Source organism: Burkholderia ubonensis (genome assembly GCF_001718695.1).
GTDB classification, from domain to species: domain Bacteria; phylum Pseudomonadota; class Gammaproteobacteria; order Burkholderiales; family Burkholderiaceae; genus Burkholderia; species Burkholderia ubonensis_B.
The window spans coordinates 3,201,486-3,223,825 of sequence record NZ_CP013420.1 but is presented as its reverse complement, the minus strand read 5'-3'; the positions used below and the strand labels follow the sequence as shown (position 1 = coordinate 3,223,825).

Annotated in this window: 22 protein-coding genes, 1 tRNA gene and 2 pseudogenes; 14 read left to right on the top strand and 11 right to left on the bottom strand. The window is 68.0% G+C overall.

The window, feature by feature from the left end:
• Nucleotides 1–12 precede the first annotated feature (12 nt).
• The gene (locus WJ35_RS14690) at nucleotides 13–1,524 is read right to left on the bottom strand and encodes a leucyl aminopeptidase (protein WP_059932932.1); all 1,512 of its coding nucleotides are present in this window, start codon (nucleotides 1,522–1,524) and stop codon (nucleotides 13–15) included.
• A gap of 122 nt (nucleotides 1,525–1,646) precedes the next feature.
• Between WJ35_RS14690 and lptF the strand changes: the two genes are divergently transcribed.
• Genes lptF through WJ35_RS14675 form a run of 3 tightly spaced genes read left to right on the top strand, consistent with a single transcriptional unit; the run spans nucleotide 1,647 to nucleotide 4,309 of the window.
• The gene (lptF, locus tag WJ35_RS14685; RefSeq protein WP_060232214.1) at nucleotides 1,647–2,744 is read left to right on the top strand and encodes an LPS export ABC transporter permease LptF; all 1,098 of its coding nucleotides are present in this window, start codon (nucleotides 1,647–1,649) and stop codon (nucleotides 2,742–2,744) included.
• 3 nt (nucleotides 2,745–2,747) lie between these two features.
• Nucleotides 2,748–3,896: an LPS export ABC transporter permease LptG gene (lptG, locus tag WJ35_RS14680; RefSeq protein ID WP_010090973.1), complete on the top strand. Its 1,149-nt coding sequence runs from the start codon at nucleotides 2,748–2,750 to the stop codon at nucleotides 3,894–3,896.
• Nucleotides 3,897–3,922: 26 nt separating this feature from the next.
• Nucleotides 3,923–4,309 (top strand): sirohydrochlorin chelatase, encoded by a 387-nt coding sequence (locus tag WJ35_RS14675; protein ID WP_010090972.1) that lies wholly within the window; start codon nucleotides 3,923–3,925, stop codon nucleotides 4,307–4,309.
• A gap of 78 nt (nucleotides 4,310–4,387) precedes the next feature.
• On the opposite strand, the gene cobA is transcribed toward WJ35_RS14675, so the two are convergent.
• The 6 genes from cobA to WJ35_RS14645 form a co-directional block, all read right to left on the bottom strand.
• Entirely contained in the window at nucleotides 4,388–5,137 is a 750-nt protein-coding gene (gene cobA, locus WJ35_RS14670) for a uroporphyrinogen-III C-methyltransferase (RefSeq protein ID WP_059612799.1), read from the bottom strand.
• 74 nt (nucleotides 5,138–5,211) lie between these two features.
• Nucleotides 5,212–6,528, bottom strand: a complete 1,317-nt coding sequence (locus tag WJ35_RS14665) for a sulfate adenylyltransferase subunit 1 (RefSeq protein ID WP_010090969.1) — start codon at nucleotides 6,526–6,528, stop codon at nucleotides 5,212–5,214.
• A 22-nt stretch (nucleotides 6,529–6,550) separates the two neighbouring features.
• On the bottom strand, nucleotides 6,551–7,513 hold the full coding sequence (gene cysD / locus WJ35_RS14660) for a sulfate adenylyltransferase subunit CysD (protein ID WP_060232217.1): 963 nt from the start codon (nucleotides 7,511–7,513) through the stop codon (nucleotides 6,551–6,553).
• A 72-nt stretch (nucleotides 7,514–7,585) separates the two neighbouring features.
• The gene (locus WJ35_RS14655) at nucleotides 7,586–8,332 is read right to left on the bottom strand and encodes a phosphoadenylyl-sulfate reductase (RefSeq protein ID WP_069239362.1); all 747 of its coding nucleotides are present in this window, start codon (nucleotides 8,330–8,332) and stop codon (nucleotides 7,586–7,588) included.
• Complete coding sequence (locus WJ35_RS14650; protein WP_069239361.1) at nucleotides 8,329–8,901, bottom strand: DUF934 domain-containing protein; 573 nt, start codon at nucleotides 8,899–8,901, stop codon at nucleotides 8,329–8,331. Before WJ35_RS14650 ends, WJ35_RS14655 begins: the two co-directional genes overlap by 4 nt.
• A gap of 25 nt (nucleotides 8,902–8,926) precedes the next feature.
• Nucleotides 8,927–10,606, bottom strand: coding sequence for a nitrite/sulfite reductase (locus tag WJ35_RS14645; protein ID WP_060232226.1), 1,680 nt, complete (start codon nucleotides 10,604–10,606; stop codon nucleotides 8,927–8,929).
• A gap of 215 nt (nucleotides 10,607–10,821) precedes the next feature.
• Here WJ35_RS14645 and WJ35_RS14640 point away from each other — a divergent pair, with 215 nt between their 5' ends.
• The 3 genes from WJ35_RS14640 to WJ35_RS14630 all read left to right on the top strand — a co-directional run bounded on the left by WJ35_RS14640 (nucleotide 10,822) and on the right by WJ35_RS14630 (nucleotide 13,179).
• Entirely contained in the window at nucleotides 10,822–11,763 is a 942-nt protein-coding gene (locus WJ35_RS14640) for a CysB family HTH-type transcriptional regulator (protein ID WP_059612809.1), read from the top strand.
• A gap of 76 nt (nucleotides 11,764–11,839) precedes the next feature.
• Nucleotides 11,840–12,997, top strand: coding sequence for an ABC transporter substrate-binding protein (locus WJ35_RS14635; RefSeq protein WP_011885747.1), 1,158 nt, complete (start codon nucleotides 11,840–11,842; stop codon nucleotides 12,995–12,997).
• A 97-nt stretch (nucleotides 12,998–13,094) separates the two neighbouring features.
• Nucleotides 13,095–13,179 (top strand) — tRNA-Leu (locus tag WJ35_RS14630).
• Nucleotides 13,180–13,307: 128 nt separating this feature from the next.
• Here the strand turns inward: WJ35_RS14630 and WJ35_RS14625 are convergent.
• A complete protein-coding gene (locus WJ35_RS14625) occupies nucleotides 13,308–14,210 on the bottom strand; it encodes a LysR family transcriptional regulator (RefSeq protein ID WP_011885748.1) in 903 nt (300 codons plus the stop codon).
• 120 nt (nucleotides 14,211–14,330) lie between these two features.
• On the opposite strand from WJ35_RS14625, the gene WJ35_RS14620 reads away from it, so the two are divergent.
• The 3 genes and pseudogenes from WJ35_RS14620 to WJ35_RS32120 all read left to right on the top strand — a co-directional run.
• Nucleotides 14,331–15,068: an SDR family oxidoreductase gene (locus WJ35_RS14620; RefSeq protein WP_069239360.1), complete on the top strand. Its 738-nt coding sequence runs from the start codon at nucleotides 14,331–14,333 to the stop codon at nucleotides 15,066–15,068.
• Between the two features lie 44 nt (nucleotides 15,069–15,112).
• Complete coding sequence (locus WJ35_RS14615) at nucleotides 15,113–16,012, top strand: SDR family oxidoreductase (RefSeq protein WP_069239359.1); 900 nt, start codon at nucleotides 15,113–15,115, stop codon at nucleotides 16,010–16,012.
• Nucleotides 16,013–16,031: 19 nt separating this feature from the next.
• A pseudogene (locus tag WJ35_RS32120) lies at nucleotides 16,032–16,160 on the top strand (LysR family transcriptional regulator); the annotation flags it as partial.
• On the opposite strand, the pseudogene WJ35_RS30115 reads toward WJ35_RS32120, so the two are convergent.
• A pseudogene (locus tag WJ35_RS30115) lies at nucleotides 16,154–16,270 on the bottom strand (DinB family protein); the annotation flags it as partial. The pseudogenes WJ35_RS32120 and WJ35_RS30115 overlap by 7 nt on opposite strands.
• 106 nt (nucleotides 16,271–16,376) lie before the next feature.
• Between WJ35_RS30115 and WJ35_RS14605 the strand changes: the two are divergent.
• On the top strand, nucleotides 16,377–17,093 hold the full coding sequence (locus WJ35_RS14605) for a pseudouridine synthase (protein ID WP_069239357.1): 717 nt from the start codon (nucleotides 16,377–16,379) through the stop codon (nucleotides 17,091–17,093).
• 106 nt (nucleotides 17,094–17,199) lie between these two features.
• Nucleotides 17,200–17,388: a hypothetical protein gene (locus tag WJ35_RS14600; RefSeq protein ID WP_011885752.1), complete on the top strand. Its 189-nt coding sequence runs from the start codon at nucleotides 17,200–17,202 to the stop codon at nucleotides 17,386–17,388.
• Here the strand turns inward: WJ35_RS14600 and WJ35_RS14595 are convergent.
• Nucleotides 17,371–18,408, bottom strand: coding sequence for an NAD-dependent epimerase/dehydratase family protein (locus tag WJ35_RS14595; RefSeq protein ID WP_060232231.1), 1,038 nt, complete (start codon nucleotides 18,406–18,408; stop codon nucleotides 17,371–17,373). The genes WJ35_RS14600 and WJ35_RS14595 overlap by 18 nt on opposite strands.
• 104 nt (nucleotides 18,409–18,512) lie before the next feature.
• Here WJ35_RS14595 and WJ35_RS14590 point away from each other — a divergent pair, with 104 nt between their 5' ends.
• From WJ35_RS14590 to WJ35_RS14580, 3 genes are all read left to right on the top strand, one after another.
• Complete coding sequence (locus WJ35_RS14590; RefSeq protein ID WP_060232234.1) at nucleotides 18,513–19,544, top strand: CDP-6-deoxy-delta-3,4-glucoseen reductase; 1,032 nt, start codon at nucleotides 18,513–18,515, stop codon at nucleotides 19,542–19,544.
• Nucleotides 19,545–19,839: 295 nt separating this feature from the next.
• Entirely contained in the window at nucleotides 19,840–21,024 is a 1,185-nt protein-coding gene (locus WJ35_RS14585; protein ID WP_060232238.1) for an acetylornithine transaminase, read from the top strand.
• A 13-nt stretch (nucleotides 21,025–21,037) separates the two neighbouring features.
• Nucleotides 21,038–21,493, top strand: coding sequence for a GNAT family acetyltransferase (locus WJ35_RS14580; protein ID WP_060232241.1), 456 nt, complete (start codon nucleotides 21,038–21,040; stop codon nucleotides 21,491–21,493).
• Nucleotides 21,494–21,523: 30 nt separating this feature from the next.
• Here the strand turns inward: WJ35_RS14580 and WJ35_RS14575 are convergent, their stop codons facing one another.
• Complete coding sequence (locus WJ35_RS14575) at nucleotides 21,524–22,195, bottom strand: DUF2278 family protein (RefSeq protein ID WP_060232243.1); 672 nt, start codon at nucleotides 22,193–22,195, stop codon at nucleotides 21,524–21,526.
• Between the last annotated feature and the right edge of the window lie 145 nt (nucleotides 22,196–22,340).

The window sequence follows — 22,340 nt, the reverse complement described above, 5'->3', positions numbered from 1 at the left end:
ACCGCTCTGCCATCACTGGCCGGCGCGGTCGATCAGGAATTGCGCGAGCAGCGGCACCGGACGGCCGGTCGCGCCCTTCGCCGCGCCGCCCTTCCACGCGGTGCCCGCGATGTCGAGGTGCGCCCACGGGTAGCTGTCGGTGAAGCGCGACAGGAAGCACGCGGCCGTCACGGCGCCGGCCGGACGCCCGCCGATGTTCGCGAGATCCGCGAAGTTCGACTTCAGCTGGTCCTGGTATTCGTCGTCGAGCGGCATGCGCCATGCCGGATCGTTCGCCTCGCGCGACGCGTCGAGCAGTTCGCCCGCGAGCGCGTCGTCCTTCGAAAACAGGCCGCTGTTGTGGCCGCCGAGCGCGATCACGCAGGCGCCCGTCAGCGTCGCGACGTCGATCACCGCGGCCGGCTTGAAGCGTTCCGCGTAGGTCAGCGCGTCGCACAGGATCAGGCGGCCCTCGGCGTCGGTGTTCAGCACCTCGATCGTCAGCCCCTTCATGCTGGTGACGATGTCGCCCGGCTTGGTCGCGTTGCCGCCCGGCATGTTCTCGCAGGTCGGGACGATCGCGACGACGTTGATCTTCAGGCCCATCTCCGCGACCGCGCGGATCGTGCCGAGCACGGAGCCCGCGCCGCACATGTCGTACTTCATCTCGTCCATGCCCTCGCCCGGCTTCAGCGAGATGCCGCCCGTGTCGAACGTGATGCCCTTGCCGACCAGCACGACCGGCTTGGCTTTCGCCGCGGCGCCCTGGTAGTGCAGCACGATGAACTGCGCCGGCTCGACCGACGCGCGCGCGACCGACAGGAACGAGCCCATCTTGAGCGCCTGGACCTGCTTGAGCCCGAGCACCTCGGCCTTCAGGCCCCAGTCCTTCGCGAGCTGCTTCGCGGTGTTCGCGAGATAGGTCGGCGTGCAGACGTTGCCCGGCAGGTTGCCGAGATCGCGGGTCAGATCCATGCCGTTCGCGAGCGCGACGGCCTGCTTGACCGCGACCTTCGCCGCCTTCTCGTCGGCCGGATCGACGCTGAACACGATGCGCTTGAGCGCATGCGACGCCGGTTCCGGCTTGCTCTTCAGCTGCGTGAAGCGATACGTTTCGTTGCGCAGCGCGAGAATCGCGGCACGCACGCCCCAGTCGGAGCCGCGCTCGTCGACCGGCAGCTGGGCCAGCGTGAAGGTGACCTGAACGACCTTGGTCGCGAGCAGCGCGCGCCATGCGGCGGTGACCGCGTCGTTATAGGCTTTCTGATTGAAAGCATCCTGCTTGCCGAGGCCGACCAGCAGCACGCGCGATGCGCCGATGCCCTGCACTTCGTGCAGGAACAGCGTCTTGCCGCGCTTGCCGTCCATGTCGCCGGCCTTCACGACGCGCGAGATCAGCCCCTTGGTGGCCGTATCGATGTCGAGCGCGGCGCCCGACAGCGTCTGCGCCTCGAAGATGCCGAGCACGATGCAGTCCGACTTGCCGGTCAGGAACCCCTTCGACTCACCTTTGCTCCAATCACAGCCTTTTATGCTAAAGTCCATCGCGCTTGTCCTCGGATAAAATCTGGGCTAAGGATGAAAGCCGCAATTATCCGCTATTTTTCCCGTGGCGGCGCGAGCGCCTGCCCACGCGTGCGCAGCTTCCCGCCCTCTTCTCTTCAAGAATGATCTTCGAACGCTCCCTCCAGCGCGAGCTTGCGTATACGGCTGGCGCCGTGTTCATGGTGCTGCTCACGATCATGCTCACGACGATGATGATCCGCATCGTCGGCTACGCCGCGTCCGGCGAAATCGACCCGAAGGACGTGCTCGTGCTGATCGGCCTCACCGTGATCGGCTACCTCGCCGTGATGCTCGTCGTCACGCTGTTCGTGTCGATCCTGTTCGTGCTGACCCGGTGGTACCGGGACTCCGAAATGGTCGTCTGGCTCGCGTCCGGCGTGAGCCTGACCCGCCTCATCAAGCCGATCGGCGTGTTCGCGGCGCCGATCATCCTGCTGATCGCGTTCTTCGCGTTCGTCGGCTGGCCGTGGTCGAACCAGCAGAGCAAGATGATCAAGGCGCGCTTCCAGCAGCGCGACGAGATCTCGCTGCTCGCGCCCGGCCAGTTCCGCGAATCGGCGGCGAGCCGCCGCGTGTTCTTCATCGAGAAGATGGCGCCGGACCAGAGCAAGGTGCAGAACGTGTTCGTCACGTCGACCGAGAACGGCAAGGTCAACGTCGTCGTATCGCAGACGGGCCACACCGAGACCACGAAGAACGGCGACCGCTTCGTCGTGCTCGAGGACGGCCGCCGCTACGACGGCTCGCCCGGCCAGCCGAACTTCAAGATCATGGAGTTCGAGCGCTACGGCGTGAAGATCACGAGCAAGCCGGTCGTCAACGTGCAGACGACCAACAGCACGCCGACCCCCGAACTGCTGCGCGACCCGACGCGCGAAAAGCTCGCGGAATTCGCATGGCGCGCGGGGCTGCCGCTGATCGCGATCAACCTGATGGTGCTCGGCATCCCGCTCGCGTACCAGAACCCGCGCCGCAGCCGCACGATCAACCTCGTGATGGCCGTGCTGATCTACCTGACCTACTCGAACCTGCTGAACGTCGTGCAGGCGCAGATCGAGCAGGGCAAGCTGCCGTTCGGCGTCGGCCTCGTCGGCCTGCACGTGATCGTCGCGGCGATCGTCGGCTTCATCTTCTGGCTGCGGGTGCGCAACCGCCCGCTGTTCACGCGCGCGCTGTTCAGCCGCTCGACGGGAGCATGATCGATGCGGCTCTTTGAAAAGTACTTCGCGCGGCAGATCTACGTCACGTTCGTCTTCATCCTGTTCGCGTTCTCGGGCCTGTTCTTCTTCTTCGACCTGATCAGCGAGCTGAACTCGGTCGGGCACGGCAACTACAAGTTCGGCTACGCGGTGCTGCGCGTCGCGCTGCAGACGCCGTCGCGCTTCTACGAGATCATCCCGGTCGCCGCGCTGATCAGCGCGATCTACGTGTTCGCGCAGATGGCCGCGAACTCGGAATTCACGATCTTCCGCGTGTCGGGCCTCGCGACCAACCAGGCGCTGCGCTCGCTGCTGAAGATCGGCGTGCCGCTCGTGATCGTCACCTACCTGATCGGCGAATTCGTCGGCCCCTACGCCGACCAGTTGTCCGAGCGCGTGCGGCTGCAGGCGCTCGGCGCGTCGGTGTCGTCGAACTTCCAGTCCGGCGTGTGGGTGAAGGACACGCTCGCCGCGCGCGACAATGGCGAGCAGGTCACGCGCTTCGTGAACGTCGGCAGCCTGTCGCCGGATTCGACGATCAGCAACGTGCGGATCTACGAATTCGATTCGAAGTTCCAGCTGCAGAACGTGCGCATCGCGCAGACCGGCCGCTACGAGGCGCCCGGCCACTGGCTGCTGACGGGCGTCACCGAGACCGAGCTCACGCCGATCAAGCCGATCGGCGGCCAGCCCGCCGACGCGCTGAACCCCGTGTACCGGTCGCAGCAGGTCACGCTGCCCGAGTTCCGGCTGCGCTCGGACCTGACGCCGCAGATCCTGTCGGTGCTGCTCGTATCGCCGGAACGGATGTCGCTGATCAACCTGTTCCGCTACATCCAGCACCTGAAGGAGAACCAGCAGGACACGCAGCGCTACGACATCGCGCTGTGGCGCAAGCTGCTGTATCCGTTCGCGGTGTTCGTGATGCTGGTGCTGTCGCTGCCGTTCGCGTACCTGCATACGCGCGCGGGCGTGGTCGGCGTGAAGGTGTTCGGCGGCATCATGCTCGGCATGAGCTTCCAGCTGCTCAACACGCTGTTCTCGCACATAGGCACGCTGAACACATGGCCCGCGCCGCTGACGGCGGCGCTCCCCGGCCTGCTCTACCTGGGGCTCGGCCTGTTCGCGCTCAAATGGGTCGACCGGCACTGAGCGCCGGTCTCGCGACGGAGTTCGACATGGGTTCGCACGGCATCGTCCTGTTCGCTCACGGCGCCCGCGATCCGCGCTGGGCGGAGCCGTTCGAGCGGCTCGCCGCGCGGCTGCGCGCCGCGCGCGGCGAACCCGCTTCTTCCGTGTCGCTCGCGTTCCTCGAGCTGATGACGCCGTCGCTCGACACCGCGGTCGCCGCGCAAGCGGCGGCCGGCTGCACGCGCATCACCGTGGTGCCGGTGTTCTTCGGCCAGGGCGGCCACATCCGGCGCGACCTGCCGCAGCTCGTCGATGCGTGCCGCGCCGCGCATCCGGGCGTCGAGATCCGCTGCGCGACCGCGGTCGGCGAGGACGACGGCGTGCTCGATGCGATCGCGCGCTATTGCCTCGATCAGCTGGACGACGGCGCGTAAGCGCTGCGCGGACCGCACAAGACAAAAGCGCCGGCCTTCACAAGCCGGCGCTTTCTTATTTCGGACGCCCTGCTCCGCTCAGGCCGCGTCGCGCATCCCGCCGGCCCGTTTCGCGTGCGCCCCGCGTTCGGCAAACGCATCGCCGATCATCAGCAGGCTCGGCTGCGCCGGATCGAGCCACGCCTGCGCCGCGCCCGCCGCCATCTCGCCGAGCGTCAGCGTCAGCGTGCGCTCGCGCGCGGTGCTGCATGCCTCGACGATCGCGACCGGCGTCGCGCTTGCGCGGCCCGCGTCGATCAGTTCCTGCGCGATGCCCGGCGCGCTGTCGCGGCCCATGTAGTAGACGATCGAATCGGCGCGCGCCGCTTCGCGGATCTCGTCGCTGCCGGGCGCGCGGCTGTGCGTCGCGAACGCGACGCTGCGCGCGACGCCGCGCAGCGTCAGCGAGCGCTTCAGCGTCGCCGCGCCGGCCAGCGCCGCGGTGATGCCCGGCACGATCTCGTAGTCGATGCCCGCCGCTTCGAGCGCACGCATCTCTTCGTCCGCGCGGCCGAACAGCATCGGGTCGCCGCCCTTCAGCCGCACGACGCACGCATGCTCGCGCGCCGCATCGACGATCTGCTTGTTGATGAACTGCTGCGCGGTCGAGCGCTGCCCGCAGCGCTTGCCGACCGCGATCCTGCGCGCGTTCGGCGCATAGTCGAGCATCGCGGGCTCGACGAGCGCGTCGTGCAGCACGACGTCGGCCTGCGCGAGCAGCCGCGCGCCGCGCACCGTGATGAGGTCCGCCGCGCCCGGCCCGGCTCCGATCAGATATACCTTGCCCATATTCATCGCTTCGCTTGTCCGCCGCGGGCGCCGGCATCGGCTCGCGCCGCCCGAAAGGCGGCGCGGTTCGCCGCTTATGCCGAGAACGCCCGGATCATGCCCGCGGCGACCGTGTGATGCGTCGCCTCGTCGATCAGCACGAACGCGCCCGTGCCCGGATGCGCGTCGTACGTGTCGCACACGATCGGCTTCTGCAGCGTCAGCGCGACGCGGCCGATGTCGTTCATCTTCAGCTCGTGACGATCGGTCGCGTGCGACAGCGTGTGCACGTCGAGCACCTGCTTCACCGCGCCGATCTTCGCGAACACCGTGCTCGTGGTCTGCTTCAGCAGGTACTTGCGCTGCGGCGACAGCGGCGCTTCGTCGAACCAGCACAGGTCCGCCTCGAGCTTCTTCGCCGGCGCGACCGTCTGCGCGACCGCGACGAACATGTCGCCGCGCGACACGTCGACGTCCTGCGCGAGGCGGATCGTCACCGTCTGGCCCGCGAACGCCTGTTCGACGGCCGCGGTGCCGCCCGGCACCGGCGCGATGATCTCGGCGACCGTCGCGGTGCGGTTCGACGGCAGCACGACGATCTCGTCGCCGACCTTCACCTCGCCCGACTCGATGCGGCCCATGTAGCCGCGGAAATCGTCGGCCGAGCTGCCGTCCTGGCGCGCGACCCACTGCACCGGGAAGCGCAGCGCGTCATGCGCCTGCGTCTCGACGGGCAGCGACTCGAGCACGTCGAGCAGCGGCTCGCCCGCATACCACGGCATGCGCTCGCTCGCGCCGACGATGTTGTCGCCCTTGAGCGCCGACACCGGCACGAAGCGCACGTCGGCGAGGCCGAGCTGCTGCGCGAGCGCGACGTACGCGTCGCGGATCTCGTTGAAGCGCGCTTCGCTGTAGTCGACGAGGTCCATCTTGTTGATCGCGACGATCACGTGCTGCAGCGCGAGCAGCTTGACGATCGCACTGTGGCGCTTGGTCTGCGGCAGCAGCTCGGCGACGCCGTTCTCGACCGTCACGCGCGTCGCGTCGATCAGGATGATCGCCGCGTGCGCGGTCGACGCGCCCGTCACCATGTTGCGCGTGTACTGCTCGTGGCCCGGCGTGTCGGCGATGATGAACTTGCGCTTCGCGGTCGCGAAGTAGCGGTACGCGACGTCGATCGTGATGCCCTGCTCGCGCTCGGCTTCGAGACCGTCGGTCAGGAGCGCGAGGTCGAGCTCGTCGCCGACCGTGCGCTTGTTCTTCGCGCGCGACAGCGCGGACAGCTGGTCGGACAGCACGGCCTTGCTGTCGTACAGCAGGCGGCCGATCAGCGTGCTCTTGCCGTCGTCGACGCTGCCCGCGGTGATGAAGCGCAGCACGCCGAGGTCTTCGTTGTTCTCGATGATGCTCATGATGTGAATGTCCTCGCGTGCTTCAGAAATAACCTTGCTTCTTGCGCTGTTCCATCGCGGCTTCGGAGGTCTGGTCGTCCATCCGGGTCGCGCCGCGCTCGGTGATCTCGGTCACCGCCGTCTCGGCGATGATCTTCTCGACGTCGTCCGCGTCGCTCTCGACCGGGCACGTGCAGCTGATGTCGCCGACCGTGCGGAAGCGCACCTGCGCGAGCTCGCTCGTCTCGCCTTCGCGCATCGGCGTGAGCGGCGTGACCGGCACGAGCAGCCCGTTGCGGCGCACGATCTCGCGCTGGTGCGCGTAGTAGATCGACGGCAGCTCGAGGTTTTCGCGGGCGATGTACTGCCACACGTCGAGCTCGGTCCAGTTCGAGATCGGGAACACGCGCAGGTGCTCGCCGTTGTGCAGGCGCGCGTTGTACAGGCTCCACAGCTCCGGGCGCTGCGCCTTCGGGTCCCACTGGCCGAATTCGTCGCGGAACGAGAAGATGCGCTCCTTCGCGCGCGCCTTCTCCTCGTCGCGGCGCGCGCCGCCGATCATCGCGGTGAAGCCGTGCTGCTCGATCGTCTCGAGCAGCGTGACGGCCTGCGCGGCATTGCGCGAATCGGTCTCGCGGCGCAGCACGACGGTGCCGCGCTTGATCGAGTCCTCGACGTGGCCGACGATCAGCTCCGCGCCGATCTCTTGCGCGCGGCGGTCGCGGAAGTCGATCACTTCGTCGTAGTTGTGGCCCGTGTCGATGTGCACGAGCGGAAACGGCAGCGACGTCCTGCGATTCGCGCCGAGGCCGAACGCCTTCAGCGCGAGATGCAGCACGACGACCGAATCCTTGCCGCCCGAGAACAGCAGCGCCGGCTTGCTGCACTCGGCGACCAGCTCGCGCAGGATGTAGATCGACTCGGCCTCGAGCCAGTCGAGGTGGCCCATGCGGCTGCTGTCGCCGGTGGGCGGGGCAAAGGCGGATTGCTCGAGCGTCGTGCTCATGGTTTCAGTCCTTCTCTTCCGGGTTCGTGCCGCCCGCTTTCGCGGGCGGCGCAATATTGGGTCTTGTATCGTTCAGTGCGCGGCGCTTGCATCGGACGCCGCGGGAATCGGCGTGATGATGTGCAGCCCGCATTCCTTCGTGTCGCGCGACTCCCACCACCAGCGGCCGGCCCGGCTGTCCTCGCCGGGGCGGATCGCCCGCGTGCAGGGCTCGCAGCCGATGCTCGGGTAGCCGCGCGCATGCAGCGGATTGACCGGCACGTCGAACGCCTTCAGGTACACCCACACCTCGCTCTCCGTCCAGTCGGCGAGCGGGTTGTACTTCGCGATCCCGCGTGCTTCGTCCTGCTCTTCCTCGTGCAGCTCCGCGCGCGTGACCGACTGCTCGCGGCGCTGGCCGGTGACCCACGCATCGACGTCGGAGAGCGCGCGGTTCAGCGGCTCGACCTTGCGGATGTGGCAGCACGACTTGCGCAGCTCGACGCTCTCGTAGAACGCGTTCAGGCCGTGGTCGGCGACGTACCGGTCGATCGCGTCCTGCTGCGGATGGAACTGCTCGATCTCGTAGCCGTAGCGTTCGCGCACGCGGTCGATCATGCCGAGCGTCTCCGCGTGCAGGCGGCCCGTGTTCAGCGAGAAGATGCCGATCGACAGCCCCTTCGACAAGATCGCATGCGTGACGAGCATGTCTTCCGCCGCAAGGCTGCTCGCGAACTTCACCTTCGGATGGCGCGCGGCGATCTGCGCGAGCAGCGCGTCGAGCCGTTCGACCTTCGCGGCGAGTTCCGGGGTCAGTGCGGTGGCGTTGGCGCCGCTCATGCGTTCACCTTCGCGTCGGACGTCGCTACCCCAGCGGTCGCTACCCCAGCGGCCGCGGCGCGGCGGCGGAACAGCGGCGCGGGCTCGTCGAACGCGCCCTGGTAGCGCTGCGAGAATTCGCCGAACGCGTTCAGCGCGTCGTGGATGTCCTTGTCCGCGCGCACCGCGAACGCGTCGAAGCCGCAGCGCGACATGTACAGCAGCTGGTCGCGCAGCACGTCGCCGATCGCGCGCAGCTCGCCCGTCCAGCCGTGGCGCTCGCGCAGCAGGCGCGCGATGCTGTAGCCGCGGCCGTCCGCGAAGCGCGGGAACTCGACGCCGATCAGCGAGATCGCGTCGAAGTCGGCGGCGAGATCGGCCGGCTCGCTGTCCGGCGCGAGCCACACGCCGAGCTCGTCCTTCGTCTTCGCGGCGACGAGCGCCGCGCGCTCGGCCTGCCACAGCGCGAGCGGCACCAGCACCTTGCCGGCCGGCAACGCGTCGACCGCGGGCAGCGCGCCGTCTTCCGCCGCGCGCACGACCTGCCATGCATCGTCGATCACTGCGCGGTTCTTGATAATCGAAGCCATCTGCAAATTCCTTCTACCCGGTTGGTTACGCGTTCACCGCCTGGCGCGCCGCGTAGACGCGCTCCTTGAACGGCGCGATGCCGATGCGATCATACGTGTCGATGAAGCGCTCGCCGTCGGCGCGCGACTCGACGAACGTATCGATCAGCTTCGCGATCACGTCCGGCACTTCCTCCGCCGAGAACGACGGGCCGATCACGCGGCCGAGGCGCGCGCCGTTGCGGCCCGTGCCCTGCTCGCCGCCGAGCGACACCTGGTACCACTCGGCGCCGTCCTTGTCGACGCCGAGGATGCCGATGTTGCCGACGTGGTGATGGCCGCACGAGTTCATGCAACCGGAAATGTTCAGCGACAGGTCGCCGAGGTCGTACACGTAGTCGAGATCGTCGAAGCGCTGCTGGATCGCGAGCGCGATCGGGATCGACTTCGCGTTCGCGAGCGAGCAGAAGTCGCCGCCCGGGCACGCGATGATGTCGGTCAGCAGGCCGACGTTCGGCGTCGCGAAACCGGCCGCCTTCGCCTTTTCCCACACGGCGAACAGGTCGCGCTTCTTCACGTTCGCGAGGATCAGGTTCTGCTCGTGCGACACGCGCAGCTCGCCGAACGAGTAGGCGTCGGCCCAGTCGGCGACCTGCTCCATCTGCGCATCGGTCGCGTCGCCCGGGGCGATGCGATGATTCTTCAGCGACAGCGTGACGGCCGCATAGCCGGGCACCTTGTGCGGCGCGACGTTGCGCTCGACCCAGCGCGCGAACGCCTTGTTCTCGAGCAGGTGCTGCTCGAACGACGCGTCGGTGTCGGCGAGCTTTTCATAGACGGGCGGCAGAAAGTACTGCGACACGCGGTCGAGCTCCGCCTGCGTGAGCGTCGACGGGCCGTCCTTCAGGTGCTGCCACTCTTCCTCGACCTGCTGCGCGAACTTCGCCGGCGACAGCGCCTTCACGAGGATCTTGATGCGGGCCTTGTACAGGTTGTCGCGGCGGCCGTAGCGGTTGTACACGCGCAGCACGGCCTCGCAGTAGGTCAGCAGGTGCTGCCACGGCAGATCTTCCTTGATCACCGCGCCGACGATCGGCGTGCGCCCGAGGCCGCCGCCCGCGAGGATGCTCGCGACCACCTCGCCCTGCGCGTTCTTCTTCAGGTACACGCCGAGGTCGTGGATCTGCACGGCCGCGCGGTCGACCTTGGAGCCCGACACCGCGATCTTGAACTTGCGCGGCAGCCATGCGAATTCGGGATGGAACGTCGACCACTGGCGGAGGATTTCCGACCACGGGCGCGGATCGATCTCCTCGTCTTGAGCGACGCCCGCGAACTGGTCGGCCGTGATGTTGCGGATGCAGTTCCCCGACGTCTGGATGCCGTGCATCTGCACCGACGCGAGCTTCGCGAGGATCTCGGGCGTCTCCTCGAGCTTGATCCAGTTGAACTGGATGTTCGAGCGGGTCGAGAAGTGGCCGTAGCCGCGGTCGTGCTCGCGCGCGATGCGGGCCAGCATCCGCAGCTGGTCGCTGCGCAGGTTGCCGTACGGAATCGCGATGCGGTGCATGTATGCGTGACGCTGCATGTACAGGCCGTTCTGCAGGCGCAGCGGACGGAACTCGTCCTCGCTCAACTCGCCCGACAGGCGGCGGCGCACCTGATCGCGGTACTGCGCGACACGCTCGTCGACGATCGTCTGGTCGTACTGGTCGTACTGATACATTCGGGGACCCCAGGGTTTTCGTGTTGACCGCGCGACGTCCTAGCCACGTCGCGCCCGAATCTCCGTTTCGCCGCCGCGCCCGGTCATCCGCGGGCCGGTGGATTGCTAATGACGAAAACAGATATCCATATTTGAAAAACTCCGGTGAATCGTAATAAACTCCCCTTATATTTCAAACGACTAAAAAATTCTGTTGATATGCGGAAGGGTTATAAATGAACCTGCACCAATTTCGCTTCGTGCGCGAGGCCGTCCGGCAGAATTTCAACCTCACCGAGGCCGCCAAGGCGCTGTACACGTCGCAGCCGGGGGTGTCGAAGGCGATCATCGAGCTCGAAGACGAGCTCGGCGTGGAGATCTTCACGCGGCACGGCAAGCGCGTGCGTTCGCTCACCGAACCGGGGCGGATCATTCTCGCGTCCGTCGAGCGGATCCTCCAGGAGGTCGAAAGCCTGAAAAGGGTCGGAAAGGATTACGCCGCGCAGGATCAGGGCAACCTGACGATCGCGGCGACCCACACGCAGGCCCGCTACTCGCTGCCGGCCGCGATCGCCGAATTCAAGAAGCGCTTCCCGAAGGTGCACCTGTCGATCCTGCAGGGCAGCCCGACGCAGGTCGCCGAGATGGTGATCCACGACCAGGCCGACCTCGCGATCGCGACCGAGGCGATCGCCGACTACAAGGAGCTCGTGTCGCTGCCCTGCTTCCAGTGGCATCACGCGGCCGTGGTGCCCGCCGATCACCCGCTGCTCGAGCGCAAGACGCCGACGCTCGACGATCTCGCGCAGTACCCGCTGATCACCTACGACGACGCGTTCGCCGGCCGCAGGAAGATCAACCATGCGTTCGCGCTGCGCGGGCTGTCGCCGGACATCGTGCTCGAGGCGATCGACGCCGACGTGATCAAGACCTACGTCGAGCTCGGCCTCGGCGTCGGGATCATGGCCGACATCGCGTTCAACCCGGAGCGCGACCGCAACCTGCGGCTGATTCCGGTCGGCCACCTGTTCGGCAGCAACGTCACGCGCGTCGCGCTCAAGCAGGGCGCGTACCTGCGCAGCTATGTGTACACGCTCGTCGAACTGCTGTCGCCGACGCTGAACCGCAAGCTGATCGAGCAGGCGCTCAAGGGCGAAGCCGAATCGTACGAGCTTTGACGCACGCGGTTTGAACGCGGGGCGCGGTTCGATATCGCGCCCCTTTTGGTTGCCCGACGCAGATGGAGACTTCCGCATGACGCTTCCCGCCCTGTTGCGCCGCGCCGCTGCCGGCGCCCTGTTGCTCGGCTGCGCGGCCGCGCATGCCGACCTGAAGGTCGGCGTCGACCTGTCGTCGACCGGCCCGGCCGCCGCGATCGGCATCACCAGCAAGAACGCGATCCTGATGTGGCCGAAGACGATCGCCGGCCAGCCGGTGCAGCTGACGGTGCTCGACGATGCGTCCGATCCGGGCGCGGCCGTGCGCAATATCCGCAAGCTGGTGGACGAGGATCACGTCGACGTCGTGGTCGGGCCGAACATCACGCCGGCCGCGCTTGCGGCGCTGGACGCGGTGGCCGCGTCGCAAACGCCGATGATCACGCTGGTCGGCTCGGGCGCGATCGTCGAGCCGCAGGAAGGCGCGCGCACCTGGGCGTTCAAGATGGCGCAGAGCGACAGCGCGATGGCCGACGTGATGACGCGCTACATGGCCAATCACGGCGTGAAGACGGTCGGCTTCATCGGCTTCGCGGACAGCTATGGCGACAGCTGGCTGAACGAGTTCACGCGCTTCGCCGAGATCCGCAAGATCCGCGTGATCGCGACCGAGCGCTTCAACCGGACCGACGCGAGCGTCACCGGGCAGGCGCTGAAGCTGATCGCGGCGAAGCCCGATGCCGTCCTGATCGCGGGCTCGGGCACGCCGGCCGTGCTGCCGCAGCGCACGCTGATCGAGCGCGGCTACAAGGGCGCGATCTACCAGACGCACGGAATCGCGACGCCGGAATTCATCCGGCTCGGCGGCAAGGACGTGGAAGGCACGCTGTTCCCGACGCAGCCGGTCGTCGTCGCCCGCACGTTGCCGGCCGACGACCCGGCGCGCAAGGCGGCGCTGGCGTTCGTCGATGCATATGAAGCGCGCTACGGCGCGGGCACGGTCACGCAGTTCGCGGGCGACGCGGCCGGCGTGTATCCGCGCCTCGCGGACGCGGTCGGCCGCGCGCTGAAGGCGGCGCAGCCGGGCACGCCGGCGTTCCGGACGGCGCTGCGGCGCGAACTCGAACGGGCGCACGAGCTGGTCGTGCCGAACGGCGTCGTCAACACGAGCGACAAGGACCACGTCGGACTCGATCAGCGCGCGAGCGTGATGGGGATCGTGAAACAGGGCCGGTTCGTCTACCTGAGCCGGTAACGGGCGGCGCGGCGCGCCGATGGCTTGCCCGGCGCCCCATTTTCCGCCATAATCCGCGTTTCGCCGCGCAGCATCGCTGGTGCGGCAACGATCACAAGCCCAGGTGGTGAAATTGGTAGACGCAGGGGACTCAAAATCCCCCGCCGCAAGGCGTGCCGGTTCGATTCCGGCCCTGGGCACCAGTCTTTCGCAGCGTCGTGCGCTGCGTCTGTCGACACCCGCGCAAGCTCGCCGCTTCGCGGGTTTTTTGTTGGTGCCGCGCGTTCCGCAGCGCATCGGCTAACCGGCGGCGGCCAGCCGCCCGGTGCGCTCAGACCATCAGCTCGCGGACGAAGTCCAGAAACACCCTCACCTTCGCCGAAACGAGATTCGACGCATGGTGATACGCGTAAAGCGGGAAAGTCTCGTCCGCCCACTCGGGCAACAACTGCACCAACCTTCCGTCGGCCAGGACGTCCCGCGCATAGAGTTCGAGCAGTTGCGCAATGCCGACGCCGCCCAGGCACGCGCCGAGCAGTCCGCCCGTATCGTTCACCGTCAGCCTGCCGGCGGCGTCGACCGGCACGACTTCGTTGCCGCGATGAAACTCCCATTCATACGGCCGCCCGGTCACCGGATCGCGGATCAGCACGCACCGGTGACCGTCAGCGAGATCCCGCGGGTGCAGCGGTTCGCCATGACGCGCGATGTAGGCCGCCGACGCGCACGTCAGCACGCGCGTCTCGAGCAGCAATCGCGCGCGATATGACGACGGCTCCGGGATGCCGAAGCGCACGGCCACGTCGAAGCCGTCCGCGACGAGGTCGCCCATCCGGTCGCGCACACTGATCTCGACCGACAGCTCCGGATAACGATCGAGAAATTCCGCCATCCGCGGCGCCAGCACGTAGTGGCCGAACGTGCCGTCCACGTTGACCCGCAGCCGCCCTCTCACGCGCGCCTTCGACTGACCGGCGTCGAGCGCCGCCTCCTCGATACCGGCCAGCAGCGGCGCGACCGTCTCGTAGAAGCGCCGCCCTTCGTCGGTCAGCGTGATCGCACGCGCCGTCCGGTTGAAGATCCGGATCCCGACGCGCTCCTCCAGCCGCGCCACCGCACGGCTCACCGCCGGCTGCGTCAATCCCATCGCCTCGCCCGCCCGCGCGAAGGTACCCGCCTCGATCACCGCGGAGAGCACGCCGATACCGCTGAGCAATCTGCTGTCGAATCCCATGAAACATACTTTCAGTCATTCATTGACTGATCATTATTCATTATTTTTATTTATCGAGGAAGCCTACAGTGGTCCTGTCGCCGGATCGAACGGCACTCATCCACTCGACAGGAGCAGAACATGAGCACATCGGAACAAGTCGCCATCGTCACAGGTTCGTCGCGCGGCATCGGCGCGGAAATCGCGCGCCAACTCGCCCGGGACGGCTTCCGGGTCGTCGTCAACTATGCCGGGAGCGCCGGCCCGGCCCGCGAAGTGGTCGACGCGATCGTCGCCGACGGCGGTCAGGCGATCGCCGTGCAGGCGAACGTCGCCGATCCGGCCGCCGTCACCTCGCTGTTCGACGCGGCCCGCGATGCCTTCGGCGGGATCGACGTGGTGGTGAACTCGGCGGGCGTGATGAAGCTCGCGGCGATCGCCGAGTTCGACGATGCGGTGTTCGACAACACGTTCGCGATCAACGTGAAGGGCACGTTCAACGTATGCCGCGCGGCAGCGCAGCGCGTGCGCGACGGCGGCCGGATCGTCAACCTGTCGACCAGCGTGATCGGGATGCGCATGCCGACCTACGGGCTGTACGTCGCGAGCAAGGCGGCGGTCGAAAGCATGACGCAGGTGCTCGCCCAGGAAATGCGCGGGCGCGGCATCCGCGTGAACGCCGTCGCGCCGGGACCGGTCGCGACCGAGTTGTTCCTGCAGGGCAAGAGCCCCGAACTTATCGATCGGCTCGCGAAGCTGAACCCGCTCGAACGGCTCGGCCAGCCCGACGACATCGCCGGCGCCGTCGCGTTCCTCGCGGGTCCGGACGGCGCATGGATCAACGGCCAGATCCTGCGCGCCAACGGCGGCATGTGCTGACGGACCGCTCGCCGCCCCCTCATCTTTCCGCCAGGAGATTGCTCATGAAGGAAGTCGTCCTCGTCACCGGCGCGTCCAGCGGCTTCGGCTTGCTGACGGCCCAGGCGCTCGCCCGCGCCGGTCACACGGTCTACGCCTCGATGCGCGAGAGCGCCGGGCGCAATGCACCGCGCGTCGCCGCCGTCGCCGCCTATGCGCAACAACACGGCGTCGATCTGCGCAGCGTCGAACTCGACGTCGGCGACGACGCATCGGTCGACGCCGCCATCGATCGCGTGATCGCGGACAACGGCCGCCTCGACATCGTCGTCCACAACGCCGGTCACATGGTGTTCGGGCCGGCCGAAGCGTTCACGCCCGAACAGCTGGCGCAGCTCTACGACGTCAACGTCGTGTCGACCCAGCGCGTGAACCGCGCGGCGCTGCCGCACCTGCGCCGCCAGCGCCGTGGCCTGCTCGTGTGGGTGTCGTCCTCGTCGGCGCGCGGCGGCACCCCGCCGTTCCTCGCGCCCTACTTCGCCGCGAAAGCCGCGATGGACTCGCTCGCGGTGTCCTACGCGGCCGAGCTCGCACGCTGGGGCATCGAAACGTCGATCGTCGTGCCGGGCGCGTTCACCCGGGGCACGAATCACTTCCTCCATGCGGGCAAGCCGGCCGATACCGCCGTGCAGGCCGCCTACGACGGCGGGCCGTACGCGGGTGTCGCCGATCAGGCGTTGAAGGGCCTCGCCGCGCTCGAACCGGCCGACGCCGACGCCGACGCCGTCGCCACGGCCATTGCCGAACTCGTCGCGGCGCCGGCCGGCAAGCGCCCCTACCGCGTGTTCGTCGACCCGTCGCAGGACGGCGCCGAGGAAGTGTTCCGCGTCGGCGATCGCATCCGCCGCGAGATGTTCAGGAACATCGGGCTCGCCGATCTGCTCGCGCCGCGCGTCGGCGGCTGATCCTTCGCGCGCCGGGCCGGCCGGCACCGTGCTGCTGGCGCGCGCGACACGCCGGATCGCGCCGACGCCGGCCGGCGACACGCTGTACGGGTACGCACGCAACATGGTCGGCATGGAGCGCGAAGTGCGCGCGCGGCTGCGCGCCGCGTCGATCTTGCCGAGCAGCCACTGCATGCCGGCCAGATGCCGCCGGTCGTGGCGGCACAGGTCGTGGACGAGCCCGCGCACGGTCAGCGAACCGTAGCCGTCGAACTCGCCGTACGCTCGAACTGAACGAACGGGCGCAGCGCGGCGTTCCGGCAGCTTACCGACGCATGCGCGTTCATGCCGTCCCTGCGCCGCTGCTTGATAGAATGCGCGCGCTATGGATCTCGAAAGCATTCTCTTCACCCAGGGCTTCGGCTCGCGCCGCCAGTGCCGCGGCCTGATCGAATCGGGCCGCGTCACCGTCGCGGGCGCGAGCGCGACCGACCCGGACGCAGCCTTCGACACGGACGGCCTCGTGTTCACGCTCGACGGCACCGCGTGGCCGTATCACGCGCGCGCGTATCTCGCGCTCAACAAGCCGGCCGGCTACGAGTGCTCGCGCGATCCGCAGCATCACGCGAGCGTGTTCAGCCTGCTGCCGACGCCGCTCGTCGCGCGCGGCGTGCAGTGCGTCGGCCGCCTCGACCAGGACACGACCGGCCTGCTGCTGCTGTCCGACGACGGCCAGTTCGTTCACGCGTACACGTCGCCGAAGCGCAAGGTGCCGAAGACCTACGTCGCGACCGTGCGCCACCCGCTCGACGACGCGCAGCTGCACGCGCTGCGCACGGGCGTCCAGCTGCACGGCGAGCCGAAGCCGATCGCCGCGGTCGCAGCCGACGCGCGCGACGCGCACGTGCTCGCGCTGACCGTGCTCGAAGGCAAATATCATCAGGTGAAACGGATGGTCGCGGCGGCGAGCAATCGCGTGGAGGCGCTGCACCGCGAAAGCATCGGCGGATTCGCGCTGCCGGCCGGGCTGGCGCCCGGTAGCTGGTGCTGGCTCGCAGAGGCTGAGCTGGCAGCGCTGCGCAATACCGTCAAAACCCTGTAAGGGAAAATCCGCACGACCGTTCGGCGATCGGCCGCGCAGCGGCCGCCCGATCCCCCGCTATACTCGAATTACAAGCTGTCACGAACAGCGATGCTGGGGAGACATCATGGGCGTCAACCACTCTTTCGAACTGTCGTACGTGATGATCGCGTTCGCGATCATCGGTGTCGTGGCAATCGGCGCGCTGCTGGCCGCGATGCATCTGAAGCACCGCTATCACCCGAACCTGATCGGTGCGCTGATCGGCGCGTTGCTCTGCTTCCTGCTGATCGAGGCGTTACCCGCGCTGACCTGACGCGCCGCCGGGCGCGAGCGTTTGAAGGAAATCGTCTACGGTCGGATAGCGCAACGTCACGCACAATTCGCGCTTGAGCCGTGCGTTGGACAGCCGCCGCGACTCGCGCATGAACGACAGCAGCGTCGGCTCGAGCAGGCGCTCGGCGTCGGCGCGGCTCACGCGCGGCGGCGGCGGCAGGCCGAACACTTGTGCGACCCGGTCGAAATACTCCCCCATCCGCAGTTCGCTGTCGTCCGACGCGTGCACGGCGCGCGACGGCCTGCCGCGCGCGGCCGCGCGCAGCAGGATCGTCGCAAGGTCGTCGGCATGGATGTGGTTCGTGTAGACGTCGTCGGCCGCCGCGAGCGCCGGCGTGCCGCGTTCGAGGCGCGCGAGCGGCAGCCGGTTCGCCGCGTAGATGCCGGGGATCCGGACGATGCGCGCCGACAGCCCGCCGCGCACGGTCGCGGCGCGCAGTTGCCGCTCCGCCGACACCCGGCGCAACGCGCGCGGATTGGCGGGGTGGAGCGGCCGCGTTTCGTCGATGCGCGCGCCGCCGCAGTCGCCGTACACGCCGGTCGTGCTTGCGTAGACGAGCGTGGGCGCGCGAAGACCGTCGGGTACAATACGCGTTTCCCGCGAGGGCGCACCGGCCAGGCGGAGCGCCGCGCGCGCGGCCCGCAGCCTGCCGGATGCCGGCGCGGGCTGCGCGAGCCGCCGCCCGGGCACGGTCAATGCGGCAACGAGCGCACGCGTGCGCCGATCGTCGCGTCCGTCGGGCTGCGGCGGCGCGAGATGCAGGATCGTGCGCGGCGCAAGCCCCGCGAGGCGGGCCAGCGTCGACGGTCGGTCGAGGTCGCCGACGATCGGCGTCGCGCCCGCAGCGCGCAGTTCGTCACGCCGGGCCGGATGGCTCGTCAGCGCGACGATCCGCAGCTCGCCGCGCCGCGCGCGCCACTGGGCGACGCAGCGCAGGCCGACGTCGCCGCAGCCGACGATCAGCACGCGCGGACGGCGCAGAATTCGTGTCGCGATCATGATGTTTGCGAAATCAGTAGCCACCGTTGCGCAGCGCGCAACGGCTGCATTGTAGCTGCCGTGCGCAACAAGCACGGTCCCCACATTTTGTTCTAGTTGGTTCTATGGCATTCAACGTCACTCTCAAGCAAAGCGGCCGGCAATTCCAGGTCGAGTCGGACGAAACCGTGCTGGCGGCCGCGCTGCGCCAGAACGTCCATCTGCCGTACGGCTGCAAGAACGGCGCGTGCGGCTCCTGCAAGGGGCAGATCGTGTCGGGCCAGATCGAGCAGGGCCCGCACGCCGCGTCGGCGCTGTCCAACGACGAGCGGACCCGCGGCCTCGCGCTGCTGTGCTGCTCGAAGGCGCAATGCGATCTCGAGATCGACGTGCGCGAGATCGCCGGCGTCGACGGGGTGCAGGTCAAGAAGCTGCCGTGCCGCATCGCCGCGCTCGAGCGCAAGGCCGACGACGTGATGGTGCTGAAGCTGCAGCTGCCGGCCAACGAGCGCCTGCAGTACCTCGCGGGCCAGTACATCGAATTCATCCTGAAGGACGGCTCGCGCCGCAGCTACTCGATGGCGAACGCGCCGCACGAGGAAGGCCCGATCGAGCTGCACATCCGCCACATGCCGGGCGGCAAGTTCACCGACCACGTGTTCGGTGCGATGAAGGAGCGCGACATCCTGCGCTTCGAAGGCCCGCTCGGCACGTTCTTCCTGCGCGAGGATTCGGACAAGCCGATCGTGCTGCTCGCGTCCGGCACCGGCTTCGCGCCGATCAAGGCGATCATCGAGCACGTGAAGCACCGGGGCATCACGCGTCCGATGACGCTCTACTGGGGCGCGCGCCGCAAGAAGGACATCTATCTCGCCGAGCTCGCCGAGCAATGGGCGCGCGAGATTCCGAACTTCCGGTTCGTGCCGGTGCTGTCCGAGCCGGACGACGCCGACCAGTGGAGCGGCCGCACCGGCTTCGTCCATCGCGCGGTGATCGAGGACCTGCCCGACCTGTCGGCGCACCAGGTCTACGCGTGCGGCGCGCCGGTGATGGTCGAGTCCGCGCAGCGCGACTTCACGCAGCATCACGGGCTGCCCGCGGACGAGTTCTACGCGGACTCGTTCACGAGCGCCGCCGATCTCGCGCATCCGGTCTGAGCCCCGGCCGGTTCCCGCGCCCCACGCACCGCCGCGACACATTTGTTGCATCGCGGCGGTTTACAGTGGGACGCGGGATGCCGTATGCTTGCGCACATGAACCGCTTCCTGTCCGCTCTCCGACGTCGCCGCTCGCCGCTCCGCCCGGATGCCGCCGGCTCGTCACGGACTCGCGCGTAACCCCCTACCCCGCTTCACCGGTTACGCACAAGCTGTTCGAACCACCCAGCCACGGCATCACCCGTGGCTTTTTTATTGTCCTTTTCCCTTTGCCCCCCAGCAGGAGTCTGCCGTCATGCCCCTGAACGATTATCCGATCGACTCGCTGATGTACATCACGACCCGCCCCGACATCGTGTTCACGCACGGCAAGGGTTCATGGCTCTACGATCACACCGGCAAGCGCTATCTGGATTTCATCCAGGGCTGGGCGGTCAACAGCCTCGGCCACTGCAACGACGGCGTCGTCGAGGCGCTCAAGTCGCAGGCGGAAAAGCTGCTGAACCCGTCGCCGGCGTTCTACAACGAGCCGATGGCGAAGCTCGCGGGCCTGCTCACGCAGCATAGCGCGTTCGACAAGGTGTTCTTCACGAACAGCGGCGCCGAAGCGAACGAAGGCGCGATCAAGCTCGCGCGCAAGTGGGGCCGCAAGTTCAAGGACGGCGCGTACGAGATCATCACGTTCGACCACGGCTTCCACGGCCGCACGCTCGCGACGATGTCGGCGAGCGGCAAGCCGGGCTGGGACACGCTGTACGCGCCGCAGGTGCCGGGCTTCCCGAAGGCCGAGCTGAACAACATCGAGTCGGTCGAGAAGCTGATCAACGGGAAGACCGTCGCGGTGATGCTCGAGCCGATCCAGGGCGAAGGCGGCGTGATCCCCGCGACCCGCGAATTCATGCGCGCGCTGCGCGCGCTGACGAAGCAGCACAACCTGCTCCTGATCGTCGACGAAGTGCAGAGCGGCTGCGGCCGCGCGGGCACGCTGTTCGCGTACGAGCTCGCCGACATCGAGCCGGACATCATGACGCTCGGCAAGGGCATCGGCAGCGGCGTGCCGCTCGCGGCACTGCTGTCGAAGGCCGACGTCGCGGTGTTCGAGGCCGGCGACCAGGGCGGCACCTACAACGGCAACCCGCTGATGACGGCGGCAGGCTACTCGGTGATCTCGCAGCTCGTCGCGCCCGGCTTCCTCGAAGGCGTGCGCGCGCGCGGCGAATACCTGAAGCGCAAGCTGCTCGAGCTGTCGGAAGAGCGCGGCTTCGAAGGCGAGCGCGGCGAGGGCCTGCTGCGCGCGCTGCTGCTCGGCAGGGACATCGGTCCGCAGATCGTCGAGAAGGCGCGCGAGATGCAGCCGGACGGCCTGCTGCTCAACGCGGCGCGCCCGAACCTGCTGCGCTTCATGCCCGCGCTGAACGTGACGACCGAAGAAATCGACCAGATGATGGCGATGCTGCGGTCGATTCTCGACACGCTCTGAGGAAATCCGCGCGATGGATGCCGCCGCCGATGGCGTTGCGATCCGTCCGTTCGATCGCGCCGATACCGGCGCCGTGCTCGCGGTCTGGCGCGATGCGTTCCCTCAGTACGGCGAGACGGACGCGCCGCCGCACCGCGATCCGCTGCGCTCGATCGAGCTGAAGCTCGCGACGCAGCCGGAGCTGTTCTTCGTCGCGGTCAGCGGCGCGCGCGTCGTGGGCACGCTGATGGCCGGCTTCGACGGGCATCGCGGCTGGCTGTATTCGTTCGGCGTCGCGCATGACGCGCGCCGGCTCGGCGTCGGCCGCGCGCTGATCGCCCACGCGGAGGCCGCGCTCGCCGCGCGCGGCTGCCTGAAGGTCAACCTGCAGGTGCTGCCCGGCAACGACGACGCGTGCCGTTTCTATGCGGCGCTCGGCTACCGCATCGAGGAACGCATCTCGTTCGGCAAGACGCTGCCTGCAGCCTGACGCCGCATGCCGGCAGCCTCGGGGCCGGCCTCAGTGCGTGATCGGCTCCGCGCCCGGCAGCGGATTGCCGAGCGCGTCGGTCGGCACCGTCTGCTGCTCGAACGCGGCGAAATACGCGGCCCACTGCGTATCGCTCACGCGCACGATCAGCGCGCCGTCCTGCCAGATGTCGTTGTGGTCGTTGTGGTCGTCGCCCGCGCGATGCAGGAAGTGCGGGCCCGACGAGCCCTGGTTCATGTGCGTGTCGTGGATGCCGTTGCCTTCGACGTACGTGCGGCCGAACACGACCACGTCGAGCCCCTGCGACTGCGCGGCATCGACGAGCCGCAGCAGCGACGGAATCGGCTCCGGATGCGCGCTGCCGTCCATCACGTCGCTCGCGCGCCACGCGCCGGTCTCGTTCAGGATGTCGCTGCGCAGGTAGTCGAGCGCGGGCAGCGCGGCCTGCCCCGTCAGATCGGCATAGCCCTCTCCTGCGCCAGCGAGCGTCTGCGTGATCGGGTGATGGAAGTCGTAGACGAGCTTGTAGTTCAACAGGTCGTCCGCGTCGTTGGTGCCGACGTTGATCGCGACGTCCCAGTCGCCGTCCGGCAGCGCGAGCGTCAGGTGGATGTGGTACTGGATCTCGCTGCCGTGCGGCAACGCCTTCAGCCCCGCCACTGCCTTGACCTTCGCCTTCACGAAACCGTAATCCAGGCTCATGCGTGTTCTCCATGTGCCGATGGACTTCCGATGCTACGCCGCGTGCATGTCGATTTGCGGACGGGGTTCATCTGAAAAAAGGCCGTCACGGCGAACCGTGACGGCCTTTCGAAAGCCCCTTGCGCGCCGCCTGCGGCGACGCGCG

Bases quoted from the DNA above. Each gene is read 5' to 3' on its own strand.
- WJ35_RS14690 (WP_059932932.1), bottom strand. From the start codon at position 1,524: ATGGACTTTAGCATAAAAGGCTGTGATTGGAGCAAAGGTGAGTCGAAG.
- lptF (WP_060232214.1), top strand. From the start codon at position 1,647: ATGATCTTCGAACGCTCCCTCCAGCGCGAGCTTGCGTATACGGCTGGC.
- lptG (WP_010090973.1), top strand. From the start codon at position 2,748: ATGCGGCTCTTTGAAAAGTACTTCGCGCGGCAGATCTACGTCACGTTC.
- WJ35_RS14675 (WP_010090972.1), top strand. From the start codon at position 3,923: ATGGGTTCGCACGGCATCGTCCTGTTCGCTCACGGCGCCCGCGATCCG.
- cobA (WP_059612799.1), bottom strand. From the start codon at position 5,137: ATGGGCAAGGTATATCTGATCGGAGCCGGGCCGGGCGCGGCGGACCTC.
- WJ35_RS14665 (WP_010090969.1), bottom strand. From the start codon at position 6,528: ATGAGCATCATCGAGAACAACGAAGACCTCGGCGTGCTGCGCTTCATC.
- cysD (WP_060232217.1), bottom strand. From the start codon at position 7,513: ATGAGCACGACGCTCGAGCAATCCGCCTTTGCCCCGCCCACCGGCGAC.
- WJ35_RS14655 (WP_069239362.1), bottom strand. From the start codon at position 8,332: ATGAGCGGCGCCAACGCCACCGCACTGACCCCGGAACTCGCCGCGAAG.
- WJ35_RS14650 (WP_069239361.1), bottom strand. From the start codon at position 8,901: ATGGCTTCGATTATCAAGAACCGCGCAGTGATCGACGATGCATGGCAG.
- WJ35_RS14645 (WP_060232226.1), bottom strand. From the start codon at position 10,606: ATGTATCAGTACGACCAGTACGACCAGACGATCGTCGACGAGCGTGTC.
- WJ35_RS14640 (WP_059612809.1), top strand. From the start codon at position 10,822: ATGAACCTGCACCAATTTCGCTTCGTGCGCGAGGCCGTCCGGCAGAAT.
- WJ35_RS14635 (WP_011885747.1), top strand. From the start codon at position 11,840: ATGACGCTTCCCGCCCTGTTGCGCCGCGCCGCTGCCGGCGCCCTGTTG.
- WJ35_RS14625 (WP_011885748.1), bottom strand. From the start codon at position 14,210: ATGGGATTCGACAGCAGATTGCTCAGCGGTATCGGCGTGCTCTCCGCG.
- WJ35_RS14620 (WP_069239360.1), top strand. From the start codon at position 14,331: ATGAGCACATCGGAACAAGTCGCCATCGTCACAGGTTCGTCGCGCGGC.
- WJ35_RS14615 (WP_069239359.1), top strand. From the start codon at position 15,113: ATGAAGGAAGTCGTCCTCGTCACCGGCGCGTCCAGCGGCTTCGGCTTG.
- WJ35_RS14605 (WP_069239357.1), top strand. From the start codon at position 16,377: ATGGATCTCGAAAGCATTCTCTTCACCCAGGGCTTCGGCTCGCGCCGC.
- WJ35_RS14600 (WP_011885752.1), top strand. From the start codon at position 17,200: ATGGGCGTCAACCACTCTTTCGAACTGTCGTACGTGATGATCGCGTTC.
- WJ35_RS14595 (WP_060232231.1), bottom strand. From the start codon at position 18,408: ATGATCGCGACACGAATTCTGCGCCGTCCGCGCGTGCTGATCGTCGGC.
- WJ35_RS14590 (WP_060232234.1), top strand. From the start codon at position 18,513: ATGGCATTCAACGTCACTCTCAAGCAAAGCGGCCGGCAATTCCAGGTC.
- WJ35_RS14585 (WP_060232238.1), top strand. From the start codon at position 19,840: ATGCCCCTGAACGATTATCCGATCGACTCGCTGATGTACATCACGACC.
- WJ35_RS14580 (WP_060232241.1), top strand. From the start codon at position 21,038: ATGGATGCCGCCGCCGATGGCGTTGCGATCCGTCCGTTCGATCGCGCC.
- WJ35_RS14575 (WP_060232243.1), bottom strand. From the start codon at position 22,195: ATGAGCCTGGATTACGGTTTCGTGAAGGCGAAGGTCAAGGCAGTGGCG.